General features: G+C 58.7%; 13 protein-coding genes. 4 read left to right on the top strand and 9 right to left on the bottom strand.

Features of this window, described 5'->3' with window-relative positions; translation table 11 throughout:
- Window positions 1-49: 49 nt before the first annotated feature.
- From EDF81_RS22515 to rhaB, 7 genes are all read right to left on the bottom strand, one after another.
- Complete coding sequence (locus EDF81_RS22515; protein WP_123350403.1) at window positions 50-1054, bottom strand: ABC transporter permease; 1005 nt, start codon at window positions 1052-1054, stop codon at window positions 50-52.
- The gene (locus EDF81_RS22520; RefSeq protein ID WP_123350404.1) at window positions 1051-2055 is read right to left on the bottom strand and encodes an ABC transporter permease; all 1005 of its coding nucleotides are present in this window, start codon (window positions 2053-2055) and stop codon (window positions 1051-1053) included. Before EDF81_RS22520 ends, EDF81_RS22515 begins: the two co-directional genes overlap by 4 nt.
- On the bottom strand, window positions 2055-3566 hold the full coding sequence (locus tag EDF81_RS22525; protein ID WP_123350405.1) for a sugar ABC transporter ATP-binding protein: 1512 nt from the start codon (window positions 3564-3566) through the stop codon (window positions 2055-2057). Before EDF81_RS22525 ends, EDF81_RS22520 begins: the two co-directional genes overlap by 1 nt.
- 48 nt (window positions 3567-3614) lie before the next feature.
- Window positions 3615-4601 (bottom strand): rhamnose ABC transporter substrate-binding protein, encoded by a 987-nt coding sequence (gene rhaS / locus EDF81_RS22530; protein WP_123350406.1) that lies wholly within the window; start codon window positions 4599-4601, stop codon window positions 3615-3617.
- An 83-nt stretch (window positions 4602-4684) separates the two neighbouring features.
- A complete protein-coding gene (rhaD, locus tag EDF81_RS22535) occupies window positions 4685-5515 on the bottom strand; it encodes a rhamnulose-1-phosphate aldolase (RefSeq protein ID WP_123350407.1) in 831 nt (276 codons plus the stop codon).
- Between the two features lie 35 nt (window positions 5516-5550).
- Window positions 5551-6810 (bottom strand): L-rhamnose isomerase, encoded by a 1260-nt coding sequence (rhaA, locus tag EDF81_RS22540; protein WP_123350408.1) that lies wholly within the window; start codon window positions 6808-6810, stop codon window positions 5551-5553.
- Window positions 6807-8276, bottom strand: a complete 1470-nt coding sequence (gene rhaB / locus EDF81_RS22545; RefSeq protein WP_123350409.1) for a rhamnulokinase — start codon at window positions 8274-8276, stop codon at window positions 6807-6809. Before rhaB ends, rhaA begins: the two co-directional genes overlap by 4 nt.
- Before the next feature lie 301 nt (window positions 8277-8577).
- On the opposite strand from rhaB, the gene rhaS (EDF81_RS22550) reads away from it, so the two are divergent.
- On the top strand, window positions 8578-9414 hold the full coding sequence (gene rhaS, locus EDF81_RS22550) for an HTH-type transcriptional activator RhaS (protein ID WP_123350410.1): 837 nt from the start codon (window positions 8578-8580) through the stop codon (window positions 9412-9414).
- Window positions 9415-9487: 73 nt separating this feature from the next.
- The gene (gene rhaR / locus EDF81_RS22555) at window positions 9488-10336 is read left to right on the top strand and encodes an HTH-type transcriptional activator RhaR (protein WP_123350411.1); all 849 of its coding nucleotides are present in this window, start codon (window positions 9488-9490) and stop codon (window positions 10334-10336) included.
- On the opposite strand, the gene rhaT is transcribed toward rhaR, so the two are convergent.
- Complete coding sequence (rhaT, locus tag EDF81_RS22560; protein WP_123350412.1) at window positions 10337-11371, bottom strand: L-rhamnose/proton symporter RhaT; 1035 nt, start codon at window positions 11369-11371, stop codon at window positions 10337-10339.
- 288 nt (window positions 11372-11659) lie between these two features.
- On the opposite strand from rhaT, the gene sodA reads away from it, so the two are divergent.
- Window positions 11660-12280 (top strand): superoxide dismutase [Mn], encoded by a 621-nt coding sequence (gene sodA, locus EDF81_RS22565; RefSeq protein ID WP_123350413.1) that lies wholly within the window; start codon window positions 11660-11662, stop codon window positions 12278-12280.
- Window positions 12281-12333: 53 nt separating this feature from the next.
- On the opposite strand, the gene EDF81_RS22570 is transcribed toward sodA, so the two are convergent.
- Complete coding sequence (locus EDF81_RS22570) at window positions 12334-13230, bottom strand: dihydrodipicolinate synthase family protein (protein ID WP_123350414.1); 897 nt, start codon at window positions 13228-13230, stop codon at window positions 12334-12336.
- A gap of 129 nt (window positions 13231-13359) precedes the next feature.
- Between EDF81_RS22570 and yiiM the strand changes: the two genes are divergently transcribed.
- A complete protein-coding gene (yiiM, locus tag EDF81_RS22575; protein ID WP_123350415.1) occupies window positions 13360-14037 on the top strand; it encodes a 6-hydroxyaminopurine reductase in 678 nt (225 codons plus the stop codon).
- Window positions 14038-14057: the final 20 nt, after the last annotated feature.

The raw sequence follows: 14057 nt of genomic DNA on the forward strand, positions 1-14057 counted from the left end.
CTCCTTGATTACTGTGATTTTCTTGCCGGGCGGCATACCGCCCCCCGGCTTAAATCCGTCTTCGCTGCATCACCCTGCGGGTGATAATGGGCAGCGAGATCACCACGATCAGCATCGCGCCGATGATTATCGACATCACTATGCCGGGAACGTTAAGCAGGCTCAGACCGAAGGTCACCAGCCCCATCAAAAAGGCGGCGATAATCACGCCGGGCATACTGCCCGCGCCGCCGAGAATATTGACCCCGCCGAGCACCGCCATGGTCACCACCGCCAGCTCCCAGCCCATCGCAATGGTCGGGCGGGTACTGCCGAGGCGCGAGGTCAGCAGCACCGAGGCCAGCCCGGCCATCAGCCCCACCAGCGCGAACAGCAGCAGGTTATGACGCTTGACGTTGATACCTGAGAACCAGGCTGCGGTCGGGTTATTGCCGATAGCGTAGGTCCGGCGGCCGAAGTTGGTACGGTGCAGCAGAAAGACAAACAGCGCCGCCAGCAGCAGGAACAGGGCGAACTCAAAGGAGAGCGCGCCCCAGACGTAGCCCTGACCGAACCAGGCAAAGCTCTCCGGGTACTGATTCAGCGCCTTGTCGCCCAGCAGGATATAGGTGATGCCGCGATAGAGGCTCATGGTGCCGATAGTGATCACGATGGAGGAGAGGTTAAAGCGGGTCACCAGCAAACCGTTAAACAGCCCGCACAGCAACCCGACGCCGAGGCCGACGCACACCAGCAGCGGCGTATCAACGCCCGCCGCCGCGCAAAAGCCCATTGCGGTCGAACTCAGGGCGATGGTTGAGGCCACCGACAAATCAATCTCGCGGGCGATGATCAGCATCGCCATCGGCAGGACGATGATTGCCTTTTCCGTGAAGTTAAAGGTGGCGTCTGAGAGGTTCCAGATATTCAGGAAGTAAGGTGAGGCGAGCGCGTTCACCACGAATACCGCCAGGGTGACCGCCAGCAGAAAGCCTTCCCAGCACAGCAGGCGCTGGAAAAACGGCGTTGCCGTTGGGGTCTGTTGTATCTCTTCAGAGGTCAGTATTTTGCTCATGAGCTCACCGCCTGTTTTTGTCTGGCCAGCGCCGCATCGCGCAGGATCAGTCGACCTTTGCGCTTATTGCCGCGTTCGTTCAGCACCACGGCGATCACAATCACCGCCCCGGAAATCGCCATCTGCCAGAAGGGCGAAATGCCAATCACTGGCAGAGCGTTGTTGATCACGCCGAGGAACAGCGCACCAAAGAGACAGCCGAGCACCCGACCGGTGCCGCCCATGGTACTGATACCGCCAATGACGCAGGCTGCCACGACCTGCAGTTCAAAACCGTTAGCGACGTCAACATAGGCGACGGCAAAGCGGGAAATCCATAAATAGCCGCAGAAGCCCGCCAGCGCCCCGGAGAGGCAGAAGCTGACAAACTGCATTTTTCCGGCGTTGATCCCGGTGTACCAGGCGGCGGTGGCGTTGCCGCCAGCGGTATACAGGGCGCGGCCGGTCCGGCTATAGCGCAGGAAGTAGCCCACCACCAATAGCGCAGCGACGGCGCACCAGCTCAGCAATGGCAGGCCCAGCACCACCGTGCGCGGCAGGGCCAGGAATGCCGGGCTCATCTGATGGGCGTTGATCCAGCCGCCCTCGGAGAGCAGGAAGATAATGCCGCGATAAATGCTCATGGTGCCGAGCGTCACCACAATCGCCGGGATACCCAGTTTCCACACCAGCAGGCCGTTAATCATACCCATGACTAGCCCCAGCCCGGTGGCGAGGAGCAGCAGCGCTCCGACCGGGATCGCCGGATAGTGGAAGTTAAGCAGGGCGACAATCATGCCGGTCAGCGCCAGGTTGGCGGCCATCGACAAATCAATGCCTTTGGTCAGCAGGACCATCATCTGGCCGAGGGCGAGGATAATCAGGATGGCGGTATCGTTAAAGATCTCCACCAGGTTGTTGGGACTGACAAACGACGGCACACGACTGCCAATCGCCGCCACCATTAATACGATCACCGCACCCAGCAGGGCTTCGCGGTGTTTAAGCAGCTGTTGCCACATTATGCCGCCTCCTGACTGACGCCGCTGGCGGCGCTGACGATGGTTTCCGCCGTCACGTCCCCGGCGCGATACTGCGCAACCATCAACCCTTCATGCATGACGATAATCCGGTCCGCCATGCCCATCACTTCCGGCAATTCTGAAGAGACCATGATCACCGCCAGCCCCTGAGCCACCAGCTCTGACATAAACTGATGGACCGCCGCTTTGGAGCCGATATCGATCCCTTTGGTTGGCTCATCGAGAATGATGACCTCCGGGTGTGTCGCCAGCCATTTACCGATCACCACCTTCTGCTGATTACCGCCGGAGAGCGTGCTGACCGCCTGTTTCCAGCTAAAGGCTTTAACCTGCAGACGGCGGGCGTATTCGTCGGCCAGCGCCCACTCGCGAGCGTCATTCAGCACGCCGGAAGGATTGAGCTTGCTGAGCTGGGGCAGGCTGATGTTATGGGCCACGGAGAGTTCGATAATCGCGCCCTGCCGCTGGCGCTCTTCCGGGACGCAGACAATACCGGCCCGGATGGCGTCGGCGGGCTGGCGGAACTGCACCCGGTGACCGTTGAGGATAATGTCGCCGCTGCTCGGGCGTGAGATGCCGGACAGCGCCTGCATTAGCTCCGTGCGCCCCGCGCCCACCAGGCCATAGAAGCCGAGGATCTCCCCTTTCCGCAGAGAGAAGTCGATATGGGCAAACTCCGTCGGGTGGCAGAGATCGCGCACTTCCAGTACCGTCTCGCCTGGCTCGCTGGTGCCTTTAGGGTAAGTCTGGGTAATGGCGCGCCCGACCATCATCGCCACCATCCGCTCTTCGGTAATGTCGTTGATGCTGCCGGAGCCAACATAGACGCCGTCGCGCAGAATCGTGTAGTGGTCTGCCAGCTCGAAGATTTCATCAAACTTATGCGAGATAAACAGGATGGCTTTGCCTTCCTGCTTCAGACGCTCAACGATTTGATAAAACTCCAGAATCTCATGCTGCGACAGCGCGGCGGTCGGCTCGTCGAGGATCACTACCTGAGCATCAAAAGAGAGCGCGCGGGCGATAGCCACCATATGGCGCTGGGCGATACTCAGCGTTTTCAGCGTCGATCTGGGGTCAATCTGCACCTCCAGGCGGGTAAGCAGCGCCTGCGCTTTCGCGTGCATTGCAGGCCAGTCGAGCTTTTTCAGCCAGCCTTTATACAGATACTGGCCGACAAAAATATTCTCCGTCACCGACAGCTCGTCAAACAGCACCGTCTCCTGGTGGATGGCGGTGATGCCGACTTTATGCGCCGATTCGGGGTTGGGAAGTTGAATAGGGATGGCTTTATAGAGGATTTCGCCCTCTTCGGGCTGGTAAATGCCGGTCATGACTTTGACCAGCGTCGATTTACCCGCGCCGTTTTCGCCGATCAGGGCGGTCACTTTGCCGGGCCAGAGGTCGAGCTGTACGTTCTCAAGCGCGCGCACGCCGGGGAAGATTTTACTGATCCCCTTGAGCGACAGCAGCGGTGTGGATGCCGTCATGATAGTTCTCCGGTAGATGCCCTCTTCCGTCAGAAGAGGGCGCTGGCATTAGAAAATCTTCGAGAACTTATCAATGTTGCTGGCATCGTAGACAAAGGGCTCGGCCATCGCCCCGTTGCCGTCGGCATCCAGCGTCACTTTGCCAAGCTTGCCCATGCTGGCTTCGGTTTTGGTGGCGGTACCTTTGACCAGGTCGTTCGCCAGATATGTGGCGGCATAGCCCAGATCGATCGGGTTCCAGATGGCGAAGCTTTTGCTGGCCCCGGATTTAATCGCGCCGGCCATTTCGGACGGCAGTCCCAGGCCGGTGACGTACACTTTGCCAATCTTGCCCTGGTCTTTTACCGCCTGCGCGGCGGCGACAATGCCCACCGAGGACGGAGAGACAATGACTTTCAGATCAGGCCAGGTTTTCAGCAGGCCGACCGCTTCGCGGTAGCTTTTATCGGAGAGATCGTCCCCGTAGGCGACGGTCACCAGATTGACGGACGGGTACTGCGGCAGCACCTTTTTCATCTCGGCAATCCAGGTGTTCTGGTTGGTGGAGGTTGGCGTGGCGCTGAGAATCGCCACTTCGCCTTTGTCTACATTCAGCGCTTTCAGCGCATCGGCGGCCAGCTTGACGTTGGTTTCGCCAATCAGCGCGTTATTGGACGGGTTAAGGTGGATCTGGCGCCCGGCTTTTGCCACGCCGGAATCCCAGGAAACGACTTTGATACCGCGCTGCATCGCTTTTTTCAGCACCGGCACCACGGCATCGGGATCGTTGGCGGAGATCGCGATCGCATCCACGCCTTGGGCGATCAGACCGTTAAGCACTTCGATCTGCGCTTCGGCGGTGGTGGTGGTCGGGCCGGTATAGATGACTTTGACATCGCCTAACTCTTTGGCCGCCTCCTGTGCGCCAACGTTCGCCGCTTCGAAGAAACCATTTCCTAAGGATTTCGCCACCAGGGCGATTTTGACTTCAGCTAAGGCGGAACCGGACAACGCCAGGATGGCAACGGTGAGGATCAAGCTTGCTTTTGTTTTCATTGCTTTTACTCCACATAGACGAGTGTAGGGGTTTGCAGGTGATACAGAGTTCGCCCCGTCTCGGTGAGCGGGGCGCGATGTTGTTATTGATAAAGGTCTAACGCTGACTGCATTGGGGTGACGCCGAAACGCTGACCCAGGGCAACCAGTTCTTGCCGGGTGATGGTCTGCTTCATGCCGCCCATCGAGTAGATTTTCACCAGCACTTCTGCGGATTTCTCCGCGGTGTCGATAAGGCCAAAGGCTTCATCCAGGGTCGGACCGCTGCCGAACACGCCGTGGAACGGCCACAGCACCAGCGAGTGCTGCACCATCTCGTTGGCGGTCGCCTGGCCGATCTCATCCGTGCCCGGCACCATCCACGGCAGAATGCCGACGCCGTCAGGGAACACGACCAGACACTCGGTGCTGCCTTCCCACAGTTTGCGGGTGATCAGGTCCGTGTCGTTTTCCAGGACATAGGTCAGGGCAATCAGGTTGGTGGCGTGGCAGTGCATAATCACTCTGTCTTTGCCGTTGGTCGCCTTGATGCGCGAGCAGTGGGACAGGAAGTGCGCCGGCAGTTCGGATGTCGGCACCGCTTCGTGCGTCAACCCCCAAAGAATGTGGTAGCCCGCGCCGTCGCTGTCCACTTTTACCACGCCAATATTTGCCTGCGGGTCGAGCTGGACGTTACGGAAGAATTTGCCGGAGCCGGTGACGATAAACGGCGTGTTAGCCAGCAGCGGCATCGGCTGGCTCAGGGCGATATAGCGCGGCTGCGCGTGGAAATCGGCGCTGTACGGCGCGATATCGGCCTCGTCCAGACGCAGGGTCAGGTTGCCGCCGTTGCGCTCGTCCCAGCCTTTCAGCCAGGCATCGGTGGTGGCTTTAATCATGCCCTGGACAAACCAGGCGTCGGTAATGTTCTGCATAGTCTTTTGGTTCCTGTTAAATCGCTAAGGGTCTGTTACCCACGCTGGCTCAAAATGGTTTTTTCATAGGCGCGCACGCTTTCCAGCCACTGGCTGTTAGCCGGGGTGTCATGGCGCTGACAGTACATCTCCCATACCGCCTGCCACGGCAGGGATTTTTGCTCTTCCAGCAGCGCCAGACGGGCGGTGTAATCACCGTCGGCTTCCAGCTGACGCAGCTGCTCAGTCGGTTCCAGCAGAGCGCGCAGCAGAGCGCGTTTCATATTGCGGGTGCCGATCACCCAGGCGGCAATACGGTTGATGGAAGCGTCGAAGAAGTCGAGGCCGATATGGACGCGGTCAAAGAGGTTATGGCGGATGATTTCGCTGGCGATGGCCTGGGTTTCGTCATCCAGCAGCACCACGTGGTCGCTGTCCCAGCGCACCGGGCGGCTGACGTGCAGCAGCAGACGCGGAACATAGAGCATGGCGGCGGAGATCTTGTCGGAAATTACTTCGGTCGGATGGAAGTGGCCCGCATCCAGGCACAGCGCGGTCTGGCGGCTGGTGGCGTAGCCCATATAAAACTCGTTCGAGCCGACGGTGTAGCTCTCCGCGCCGATACCGAACAGCTTGCTCTCCACGGCGTCGATATGGTGGGCCGGATTGAGCTTCTCGCTGATGATCTCGTCCAGGGCATTAAGCAGGCGCTGGCGCGGGGCCAGGCGGTCAACGGTGACGTCTTTCATCCCGTCCGGGATCCAGATATTCATCACCGACGGCGTGCCCAGCTGCTCGCCGAAGTACGCCGAGACGCGGCGGCTGGCCTTCACATGGTCAATCCAGAACTGGCGGGTTTTGTCGTCGGCGTGGGAGAGGGTAAAACCGTCGGCACTCAGCGGGTGTGAGAAGCAGGACGGGTTAAAATCCAGCCCCAGCTTGTTGGCTTTGGCCCATTCCACCCAGTTTTTAAAGTGCTCCGGCTTGATTTGATCGCGCCCGACCGGCGTTTCTGACTCCAGGTAAATCGCATGAAGATTCAGGCGCTTTGGTCCCGGGATCAGGCTCAGGGCCTGCTCAAGATCGGCGCGCAGCTCGACGGCATTACGCGCTTTGCCCGGATAGTTGCCCGTGGCCTGGATACCGCCGGTCAGGGCGCCTTCCGGGTTTTCAAATCCGGCAACATCATCGCCCTGCCAGCAGTGCATCGAGACGGGCAAACGATCAAGCTGGCGCAGCGCCTCCTCGACATCCACACCGACGGCGGCAAAACGTTGTTTAGCCAGGTCCCAGGCTTGTTCAAGTTGAGTGGTCATGCGCAAAGCTCCTTTGTCTGTCGTTTTTGCTGAAACTGCGCGGCGTAGCGGGCAATTTCATGATCGGAATGGGGAAGATAGGTCGTCAGCGCGTGGCTGGCGGTGACCACCTGACGGAAGTCGTCGACGTTGCTCAGTTCGTCGAGGGTCATCAGCTGCACGCCGATATTGCCCAGGGTCGAGGCTTCGACGGGACCCGCGACCACGCGGATGCCGCAGGCGTCGGCGCAGAGCTGGTTAAGCAGCTGGTTCTGGCCGCCGCCGCCGACAATATGCAGCTGGCTGAACGGCTTCCCGCGCAGGGCGGCAAGCTCACTCAGCACGTCGGCGTAGAGCAGCGCCAGGCTGTCGAAGATGCAGCGCGCCAGTTCGGCGGCGTTCTCCGGCACGGGCTGACCGGTTTCCCGGCAGGCGGCCTGGATCTCGGCGCTCATATCGTCCGGGTTGATAAAACGGTCATCGTTGGGGTGGATCAGAAAGCGACAGGCGGGCAGCTGCTCCGTGCGGGCGATCAGCGCGGGCAGATCGCTAATGTTTTGCTCCTTCAGCACCCGCTGCAGCAGCCACAGCCCCATAATGTTTTTCAGCACCCGGTAGCGGCCTTCGGCCCCGCCTTCATTGGTGATATTGGCCGCCAGCGCTTCCTCGCTGGTACAGGGGGTTTTGCTTTCAAAGCCCATCAGCGACCAGGTTCCGGAAGAGAGGTAAGCCGCATCTTTACCCGCCAGCGGTGCGGCGATCACCGCGCTGGCGGTATCGTGACTGGCGACGGCGACCACCGGGATCGCATTGCCCTGCGGGCAGCGCCAGTGACCGATCACATTGCCGGGATGGGTCGGCGTACCAAACCAGTCGGCGGAGGCACCGGTCCACGCCAGCAGTGTTTCATCCCAGTTATCGGTGTTGATATTGACCAGTTGGGTGGTGGTGGCGTTGGTGTATTCCCAGTTGAGATTGCCGGTTAGCCGGTAGCTGAAGTAATCGGGGATCAGCAACGCATGGGCGACCTGATCCACCTGGCTTCCCTGCTGTTCGACCAGGGCGCGCAGCTGATAGAGGGTGTTAAAGGGTAAAAACTGGATGCCGCTGCGGCGGTAGATCTCGGCTTTGCCGATCTGCTTCTGGGCGCGCAGCATCACGCCGTCCGTGCGCTTGTCCCGATAGGCAACGGGCAGGCCAACGCGTTCTCCCCGGGCGTTAAGCAGGACGTAGTCGACGCCCCAGGTATCGATCCCGATGCTATCGATGGCAATCCCTTGCGCGCAGACTTTCTCCAGCCCGCAGCGGATTTCCGCCTCCAGGCTGTCAATATCCCAGCAGTCGAAGCCGTCTGTTTTTTGCAGACAGTTTACGAAACGGTGGATTTCGCGAAGCGTCAGGGATCGCTGTTCGCGGTCATAGCGCGCCAGCATTACACGTCCGCTGGAGGCACCTAAGTCAACCGCGACACAATGGCGAAAAGTCATGATGGGGTCCTTCTGAGAGTCATTGCAGACCAGTCTAAAAAAAGCCCGTTTTTCCGACCTTCTTGTTACTGACAGGGGGATTTCGCCGCTGGCAAGAAAGCAAAGATGAACGTGAGGGAGTTCACAATTTCCGCTAAAAGCGCGGGTGGCAGGCGCTGTGACCGTGACCGCATTTCCCGATCTTTCCCGGCGATTCTTGAAAAATCGACAGCCTTTGCACGGATTGCTGTCGAAAGTTGAAGGTGAGGTTCAGCATCCTTAATTAGTATTTTGAGAACTTTTCTCAGTAGCCGGAGCCATCATGACCGTACTGCATAGCGTGGATTTTTTTCCGTCAGGTCAGTCACCTGTCGCGATTGAACCGCGGCTGCCACAGGCGGCGTTTCCTGAGCACTACCATGATTTCCATGAAATCGTGATTGTTGAACATGGCACCGGCATTCACGTGTTTAACGGCCAGCCCTATACCATCAGCGGCGGGACCGTCTGCTTTGTGCGCGATCACGACCGGCATCTGTATGAGCATACGGATAACCTCTGCCTGACCAACGTGCTCTACCGCTCGCCGGAAGGTTTCCAGTTCCTCGCCGGGCTGAATCAGCTGCTGCCGCAGGAGCAGGACGGGCACTATCCGTCCCACTGGCGGGTGAATCAGAGCACGCTGGGACAGGTTCGGCAGATCATCGGCCAGATGGAAGGCTCGGAGGGGCAGGTTGACGCTCACGCCCTCGCTAACCGCGAAATCTTGTTTATGCAGCTGCTGGTGCTGCTGCGTAAAAGCAGCCTGGAGGAAGGGGCGGAAAATAACGATGCGCGGCTGAATCAGCTCCTGGCCTGGCTGGAGGATCACTACGCCGAGGAGGTGTGCTGGGAGTCGATTGCCGGGGATTTCACGCTTTCGCTGCGCACGCTGCACCGCCAGCTCAAACAGCACACGGGCCTGACGCCCCAGCGCTATCTGAACCGTCTGCGGCTGATTAAAGCGCGCCATTTGCTGCGTCACAGCGATGCCAGCGTGACCGATATCGCCTACCGCTGCGGGTTTGGCGACAGTAACCACTTCTCGACTCTGTTCCGCCGCGAATTCGACTGGTCCCCGCGCGATATTCGCCAGGGGCGGGATACCTCTCTTCAGTAACGCGAAGGGTATCACCGTTTTTTTACCGCAAACCGGCTAATAATGACGGGTTATTAGCCGTTGAGGTGACCCCGTGCCGGGCCAGTTAATTCTCCGTAAAGCCGACTTCTTCTCCACCCCGGAGCAGGCTGTCGGGGTGGCGGATCGCTATCCGCAAAACGTTTTTGCCGAGCATACCCACGAGTTCTGCGAACTGGTGCTGGTGTGGCGCGGCAACGGCCTGCACGTGCTCAACGATCGCCCGTACCGCATTACCCGTGGCGACCTGTTTTATATCCGCGCTGAAGACAAACACTCCTACGCCTCGGTCAACGACCTGGTGCTGCAAAACGTCATCTACTGCCCGGAGCGGCTGAAGCTGAACCTTGACTGGGCCGCCTCGATCCCCGGCTTCAACGGCCCGGACAGCACCCCACACTGGCGGCTGGGCAGCGGCGGGATGAATCTGGTGCGCCAGCTGATTACCCAGCTTGAGCAGGAGTGTCTGAAAGAGGATGCGCTGGCCAACAGCATGGCGGAAGCGCTTTTTGCCCAGCTGGTGATGACCCTGAAGCGCTATCGCTATGCCACGGATAACCCGGAGGCCAGCACCCAGGAGGCGCTGCTCGATAAACTGATCACCGCCCTGGCCGGTAGCCTGAACCGTTCGTTTATTCTCGATAAATTCTGCGAACAGCAGCAGTGCAGCGAGCGCACCCTGCGCCAGCAGTTCCGCAACCAGACGGGGATGACCGTCAATCACTACCTGCGGCAATTGCGTATCTGCCATGCTCAATATCTGCTGCAGCATACGGAGATGATGATCGGCGAAATCGCCATGCAGTGCGGGTTTGAGGACAGTAACTACTTTTCGGTGGTCTTTAACCGCGAAATCGGGATGACGCCAGGCCAGTGGCGTCATCGCAGTCGCGCCGCCGCCTGATTAGCTCGCCATGCCGAGGCCAACGATATTGGCGGCGACGATAATCACCATGCAGCCCAGGCCCAGTACGGCGACCGGACGTCGCCCGGCGTTGCTCCACTCCTTCAGCACCAGCCCGACAATCCCACCGCACAGTACGTAGAAGCTCATATGCAGCATCCAGCTAATGTAGTCGTACTGCGGCGGAATGCTGGCGTGGCCCCAGGCGTAGAAGAAGAACTGCAGATACCACATCAGCCCGCCAAGTGCAGATAGCAGGATATTGCTGATAATCAGCGATTTTGCCAGCGAGAAGTCGGCTTTTATCGACAGATCTTTCATTTTGGCCAGGCGGATAAAACAGAAGCCCAGGTTGACCAGCGCACCGCCGGCCATAATCACCACGTAGCTCGGCAGTGCCACGTACAGCGGGTCGACGCCCAGCGCGGCGGCCGCTTCGTGCATCGGCTTCGCGGCGTTCATGGCAAAGGACATCCCGGCGGAGAAAATACCGCACATCACCGCCAGCGCCAGCCCTTTTTTGAGGTTAAATTCGGCGGCTTTAACGCCCATTTTGCGCTCTTTCATCTGGCCTGCGCGGGTGACAATCGCGACGCCCGCCAGCGCAACCAGCACGCCAAGCAGGGTCATGCGCCCGCCGGGCGTGCCGATCAGCACATCGAAATTACCGTTGATCACCGGCGTCATCAGGGTGCCGACAATCAGCGTAATGCCGATGGCAATGCCTATCCCCATCGACATCCCGAGATAGCGCATGGTGAGACCGTAGTTGATATTGCCGATCCCCCACATGGCCCCGAACAGAAACACCGGCAGCAGGGTCGCAGCGTCAAAGCTGCGGAAGTAGGCCCAGAAATCAGGCAGGAGCAGGGCGCTGACGGTCCAGGGCAGGATGAGCCACGAGACTATCCCACCGACGGACCACATGGTTTCCCATGACCAACTTTTGACCTTTTTAAACGGGGCATAGAAACAGGCTGCACTGGCTGCACCTATCAAATGCCAAAAAATACCCATCGTAATCGCGTTACTCATTTTTTCATCCTCATCGTTTTTATGGTCGGATATCCATCCGACCCGATGAGTCTAAAAATCGGCCGCCTGATTTACCTTAGGGAGCTTGCCGCCGGATCGACGAGGCTGGCAATGAACGCGTTAAGTGGGTGATTAAGCTCACAATTTAAGCAACATAACCAACGGTTATAACCATATAGAAAATGCGGCATTGATAAACATTTTCAATATCATTTAATTAACTATAATGAACCAACTGCTTACGCGGCTTTAACACCACTCTGCCGCCCGATAATAATGGAGATGATTATGAGTTATACACTGCCATCCCTGCCGTACGCTTATGATGCACTGGAACCGCACTTCGACAAGCAGACGATGGAAATCCATCACACTAAGCATCATCAGACTTATGTGAACAACTCCAACGCGGCGCTGGAAAGCCTGCCAGAATTCGCCAGCCTGTCTGCTGAAGAACTGATCACCAAACTGGATCAGCTGCCGGCCGATAAGAAAACCGTACTGCGCAACAACGCAGGCGGCCACGCTAACCACAGCCTGTTCTGGAAAGGCCTGAAAACCGGTACTACCCTGCAGGGCGACCTGAAAGCAGCTATCGAGCGTGACTTCGGCTCCGTTGATAAATTCAAAGAAGAGTTCGAAAAAGCCGCTGCTACCCGTTTCGGCTCCGGCTGGGCGTGGCTGGTACTGAAAGGCGACAAACTGGCGGTAGTGTCTACTGCTAACCAGGACTCCCCGCTGATGGGTGAAGCCATCTCTGGCGCATCCGGCTTCCCGATTGTGGGCCTGGACGTGTGGGAGCACGCTTACTACCTGAAATTCCAGAACCGTCGTCCGGACTACATCAAAGCATTCTGGGACGTGGTTAACTGGGACGAAGCAGCAGCGCGTTTCGCCGCGAAAAAATAAGTTTTTTCGTTAAGCTGGATAAGGTGGCCTGGTGCCACCTTTTTTTATGTCCGCTATCTGTCTATCCCGAACAGCGTATCGACCGTCCGGCAGGCCGCGTCATCCAGCTCGCCGCCGAAGTTACGTGCGGTGGTGCCGCAGTAGCCGAATTTGCGTGAAACGACGGTTTTAATCGTGGTGACAAAATCGTCGCCGATGGCGTAAATGGCGGAGAAACGGCTGATATCTTTCTGGATTTGATGCAGCATGGCGAGATCGCCCTGCGCCCACGCCTGCTTCGCCTGCACAAAGCGTTCGGGCATAATATTGTTCAGGCCGGAGATAATCCCGGCCCCGCCCGCCAGCAGGTTCGGAATCAGATATTCATCGTAGCCGGAGAGCACGGCGAAGTCCGGGCGCACATCCTGCACGGCCAGAATAATGTTGCGGGTGTGGGACTGGCAGTCAACGGTGTCTTTAATCCCGGCAAAGTTGCTAAACTCGGCGACCAGGGTGGCAACCAGCTCCGGCGTGATATCGCAGCCAGTGCGCGCCGGGAAGTTATAGGCGAACCATTTTCCCGGCAGCTTCTGGCCGAGCGCCCGATAGTAATGCAGTAGCTGGCGGGTGGTCTGCCCGTAATAGTAAGGCGGCAGGACCATCACGGCATCGTAGCCGCAGCGGTCGGCCTCTTTCGCCAGCCGCAGAATATCGCTGAAGCTGGTGGCGGACACGTTTGCCACCATCGGCAGCGGCGACATCGCTCTGGCTTCGCGGATCAGCAGCAGGCGTTCGTCCATCGTCAGCGAAGCGAACTCGCCGATGCTGCCCATCAGCAGGATCACGTCGAGTCGGGCTTCGGTAAGGCGGTTAATATGGCGGGCGAGGCCGTTGAGATCCAGGCTGCCGTCATCCTCCATCGGCGTTATCGAAGGGCACCAGACGCCGGAAAATTGCGATTGGATAGTCACGTCGTTGACTCCTTATTGGTGAAATGGCGTTTCAAAAACAAGAATAGTCATAGCATGTCCGCTGGCCGGACAGGTGAACCCGTCTCTCATTTTGTGCAGTCGACGGGCAAAGAAGAGGGGAATCGTAAGATGCGCTATCCGGCAAACGTATTTATTGGGCAGATCCGGGCCTACGAAGGCAGCCGCCCCAGCGCCATTGGCAAACGGCAGGTCGATGGCGCCCTGACGCTTCGTCCGCTGGGCCTGGAAGGGGATCAGCAGGCGGAAAAAGTCATTCATGGCGGCCCGGATCGCGCCCTGTGCCACTACCCGCGTGAGCACTATGCGTACTGGGCGGCACGCTTCCCTGAACAGGCGGCGCTGTTTAGTGCGCCAGCATTCGGGGAAAATCTCTCTACCGAGGGGCTGACCGAGCACAATGTCTTTATTGGCGATATCTTCCGCTGGGGCGATGCCCTGATCCAGGTCACGCAGCCGCGCTCGCCCTGCTTTAAGCTCAATTTTCACTTTGCGATCCCCGATATGGCATCAACGATGCAGGAGAGCGGCCGTACGGGCTGGCTCTACCGGGTGGTCGCCGAAGGCGAGGTTTCTGCCGATGCCCCGCTGGAGCTTGTTTCCAGGCTCAGCGATATCTCCGTGCTTGAAGCGGGCGTGATTGCCTGGTATCAGCCCTTCGACGACGAGCAGTACCGACGTTTACTTTCGGCGGCAGGATTGTCGGCAAGCTGGGCGCGGACCATGCAGAAACGCCGTCTCTCCGGGGTGATTGAAGATAACTCGCGGCGTTTGTGGGGGAAGGCGTAGCGGTATCAATGGCCGGAACC

The sequence above is a fragment of the Enterobacter sp. BIGb0383 genome, assembly GCF_003751845.1.
In the GTDB taxonomy this organism is placed as follows: Bacteria; Pseudomonadota; Gammaproteobacteria; order Enterobacterales; family Enterobacteriaceae; genus BIGb0383.

What these genes read in the sequence shown, in the direction of transcription:
- EDF81_RS22515 (WP_123350403.1), bottom strand. Translation starts at nt 1,054, where the DNA reads ATGAGCAAAATACTGACCTCTGAAGAGATACAACAGACCCCAACGGCA.
- EDF81_RS22520 (WP_123350404.1), bottom strand. Translation starts at nt 2,055, where the DNA reads ATGTGGCAACAGCTGCTTAAACACCGCGAAGCCCTGCTGGGTGCGGTG.
- EDF81_RS22525 (WP_123350405.1), bottom strand. Translation starts at nt 3,566, where the DNA reads ATGACGGCATCCACACCGCTGCTGTCGCTCAAGGGGATCAGTAAAATC.
- rhaS (WP_123350406.1), bottom strand. Translation starts at nt 4,601, where the DNA reads ATGAAAACAAAAGCAAGCTTGATCCTCACCGTTGCCATCCTGGCGTTG.
- rhaD (WP_123350407.1), bottom strand. Translation starts at nt 5,515, where the DNA reads ATGCAGAACATTACCGACGCCTGGTTTGTCCAGGGCATGATTAAAGCC.
- rhaA (WP_123350408.1), bottom strand. Translation starts at nt 6,810, where the DNA reads ATGACCACTCAACTTGAACAAGCCTGGGACCTGGCTAAACAACGTTTT.
- rhaB (WP_123350409.1), bottom strand. Translation starts at nt 8,276, where the DNA reads ATGACTTTTCGCCATTGTGTCGCGGTTGACTTAGGTGCCTCCAGCGGA.
- rhaS (WP_123350410.1), top strand. Translation starts at nt 8,578, where the DNA reads ATGACCGTACTGCATAGCGTGGATTTTTTTCCGTCAGGTCAGTCACCT.
- rhaT (WP_123350412.1), bottom strand. Translation starts at nt 11,371, where the DNA reads ATGAGTAACGCGATTACGATGGGTATTTTTTGGCATTTGATAGGTGCA.
- sodA (WP_123350413.1), top strand. Translation starts at nt 11,660, where the DNA reads ATGAGTTATACACTGCCATCCCTGCCGTACGCTTATGATGCACTGGAA.
- yiiM (WP_123350415.1), top strand. Translation starts at nt 13,360, where the DNA reads ATGCGCTATCCGGCAAACGTATTTATTGGGCAGATCCGGGCCTACGAA.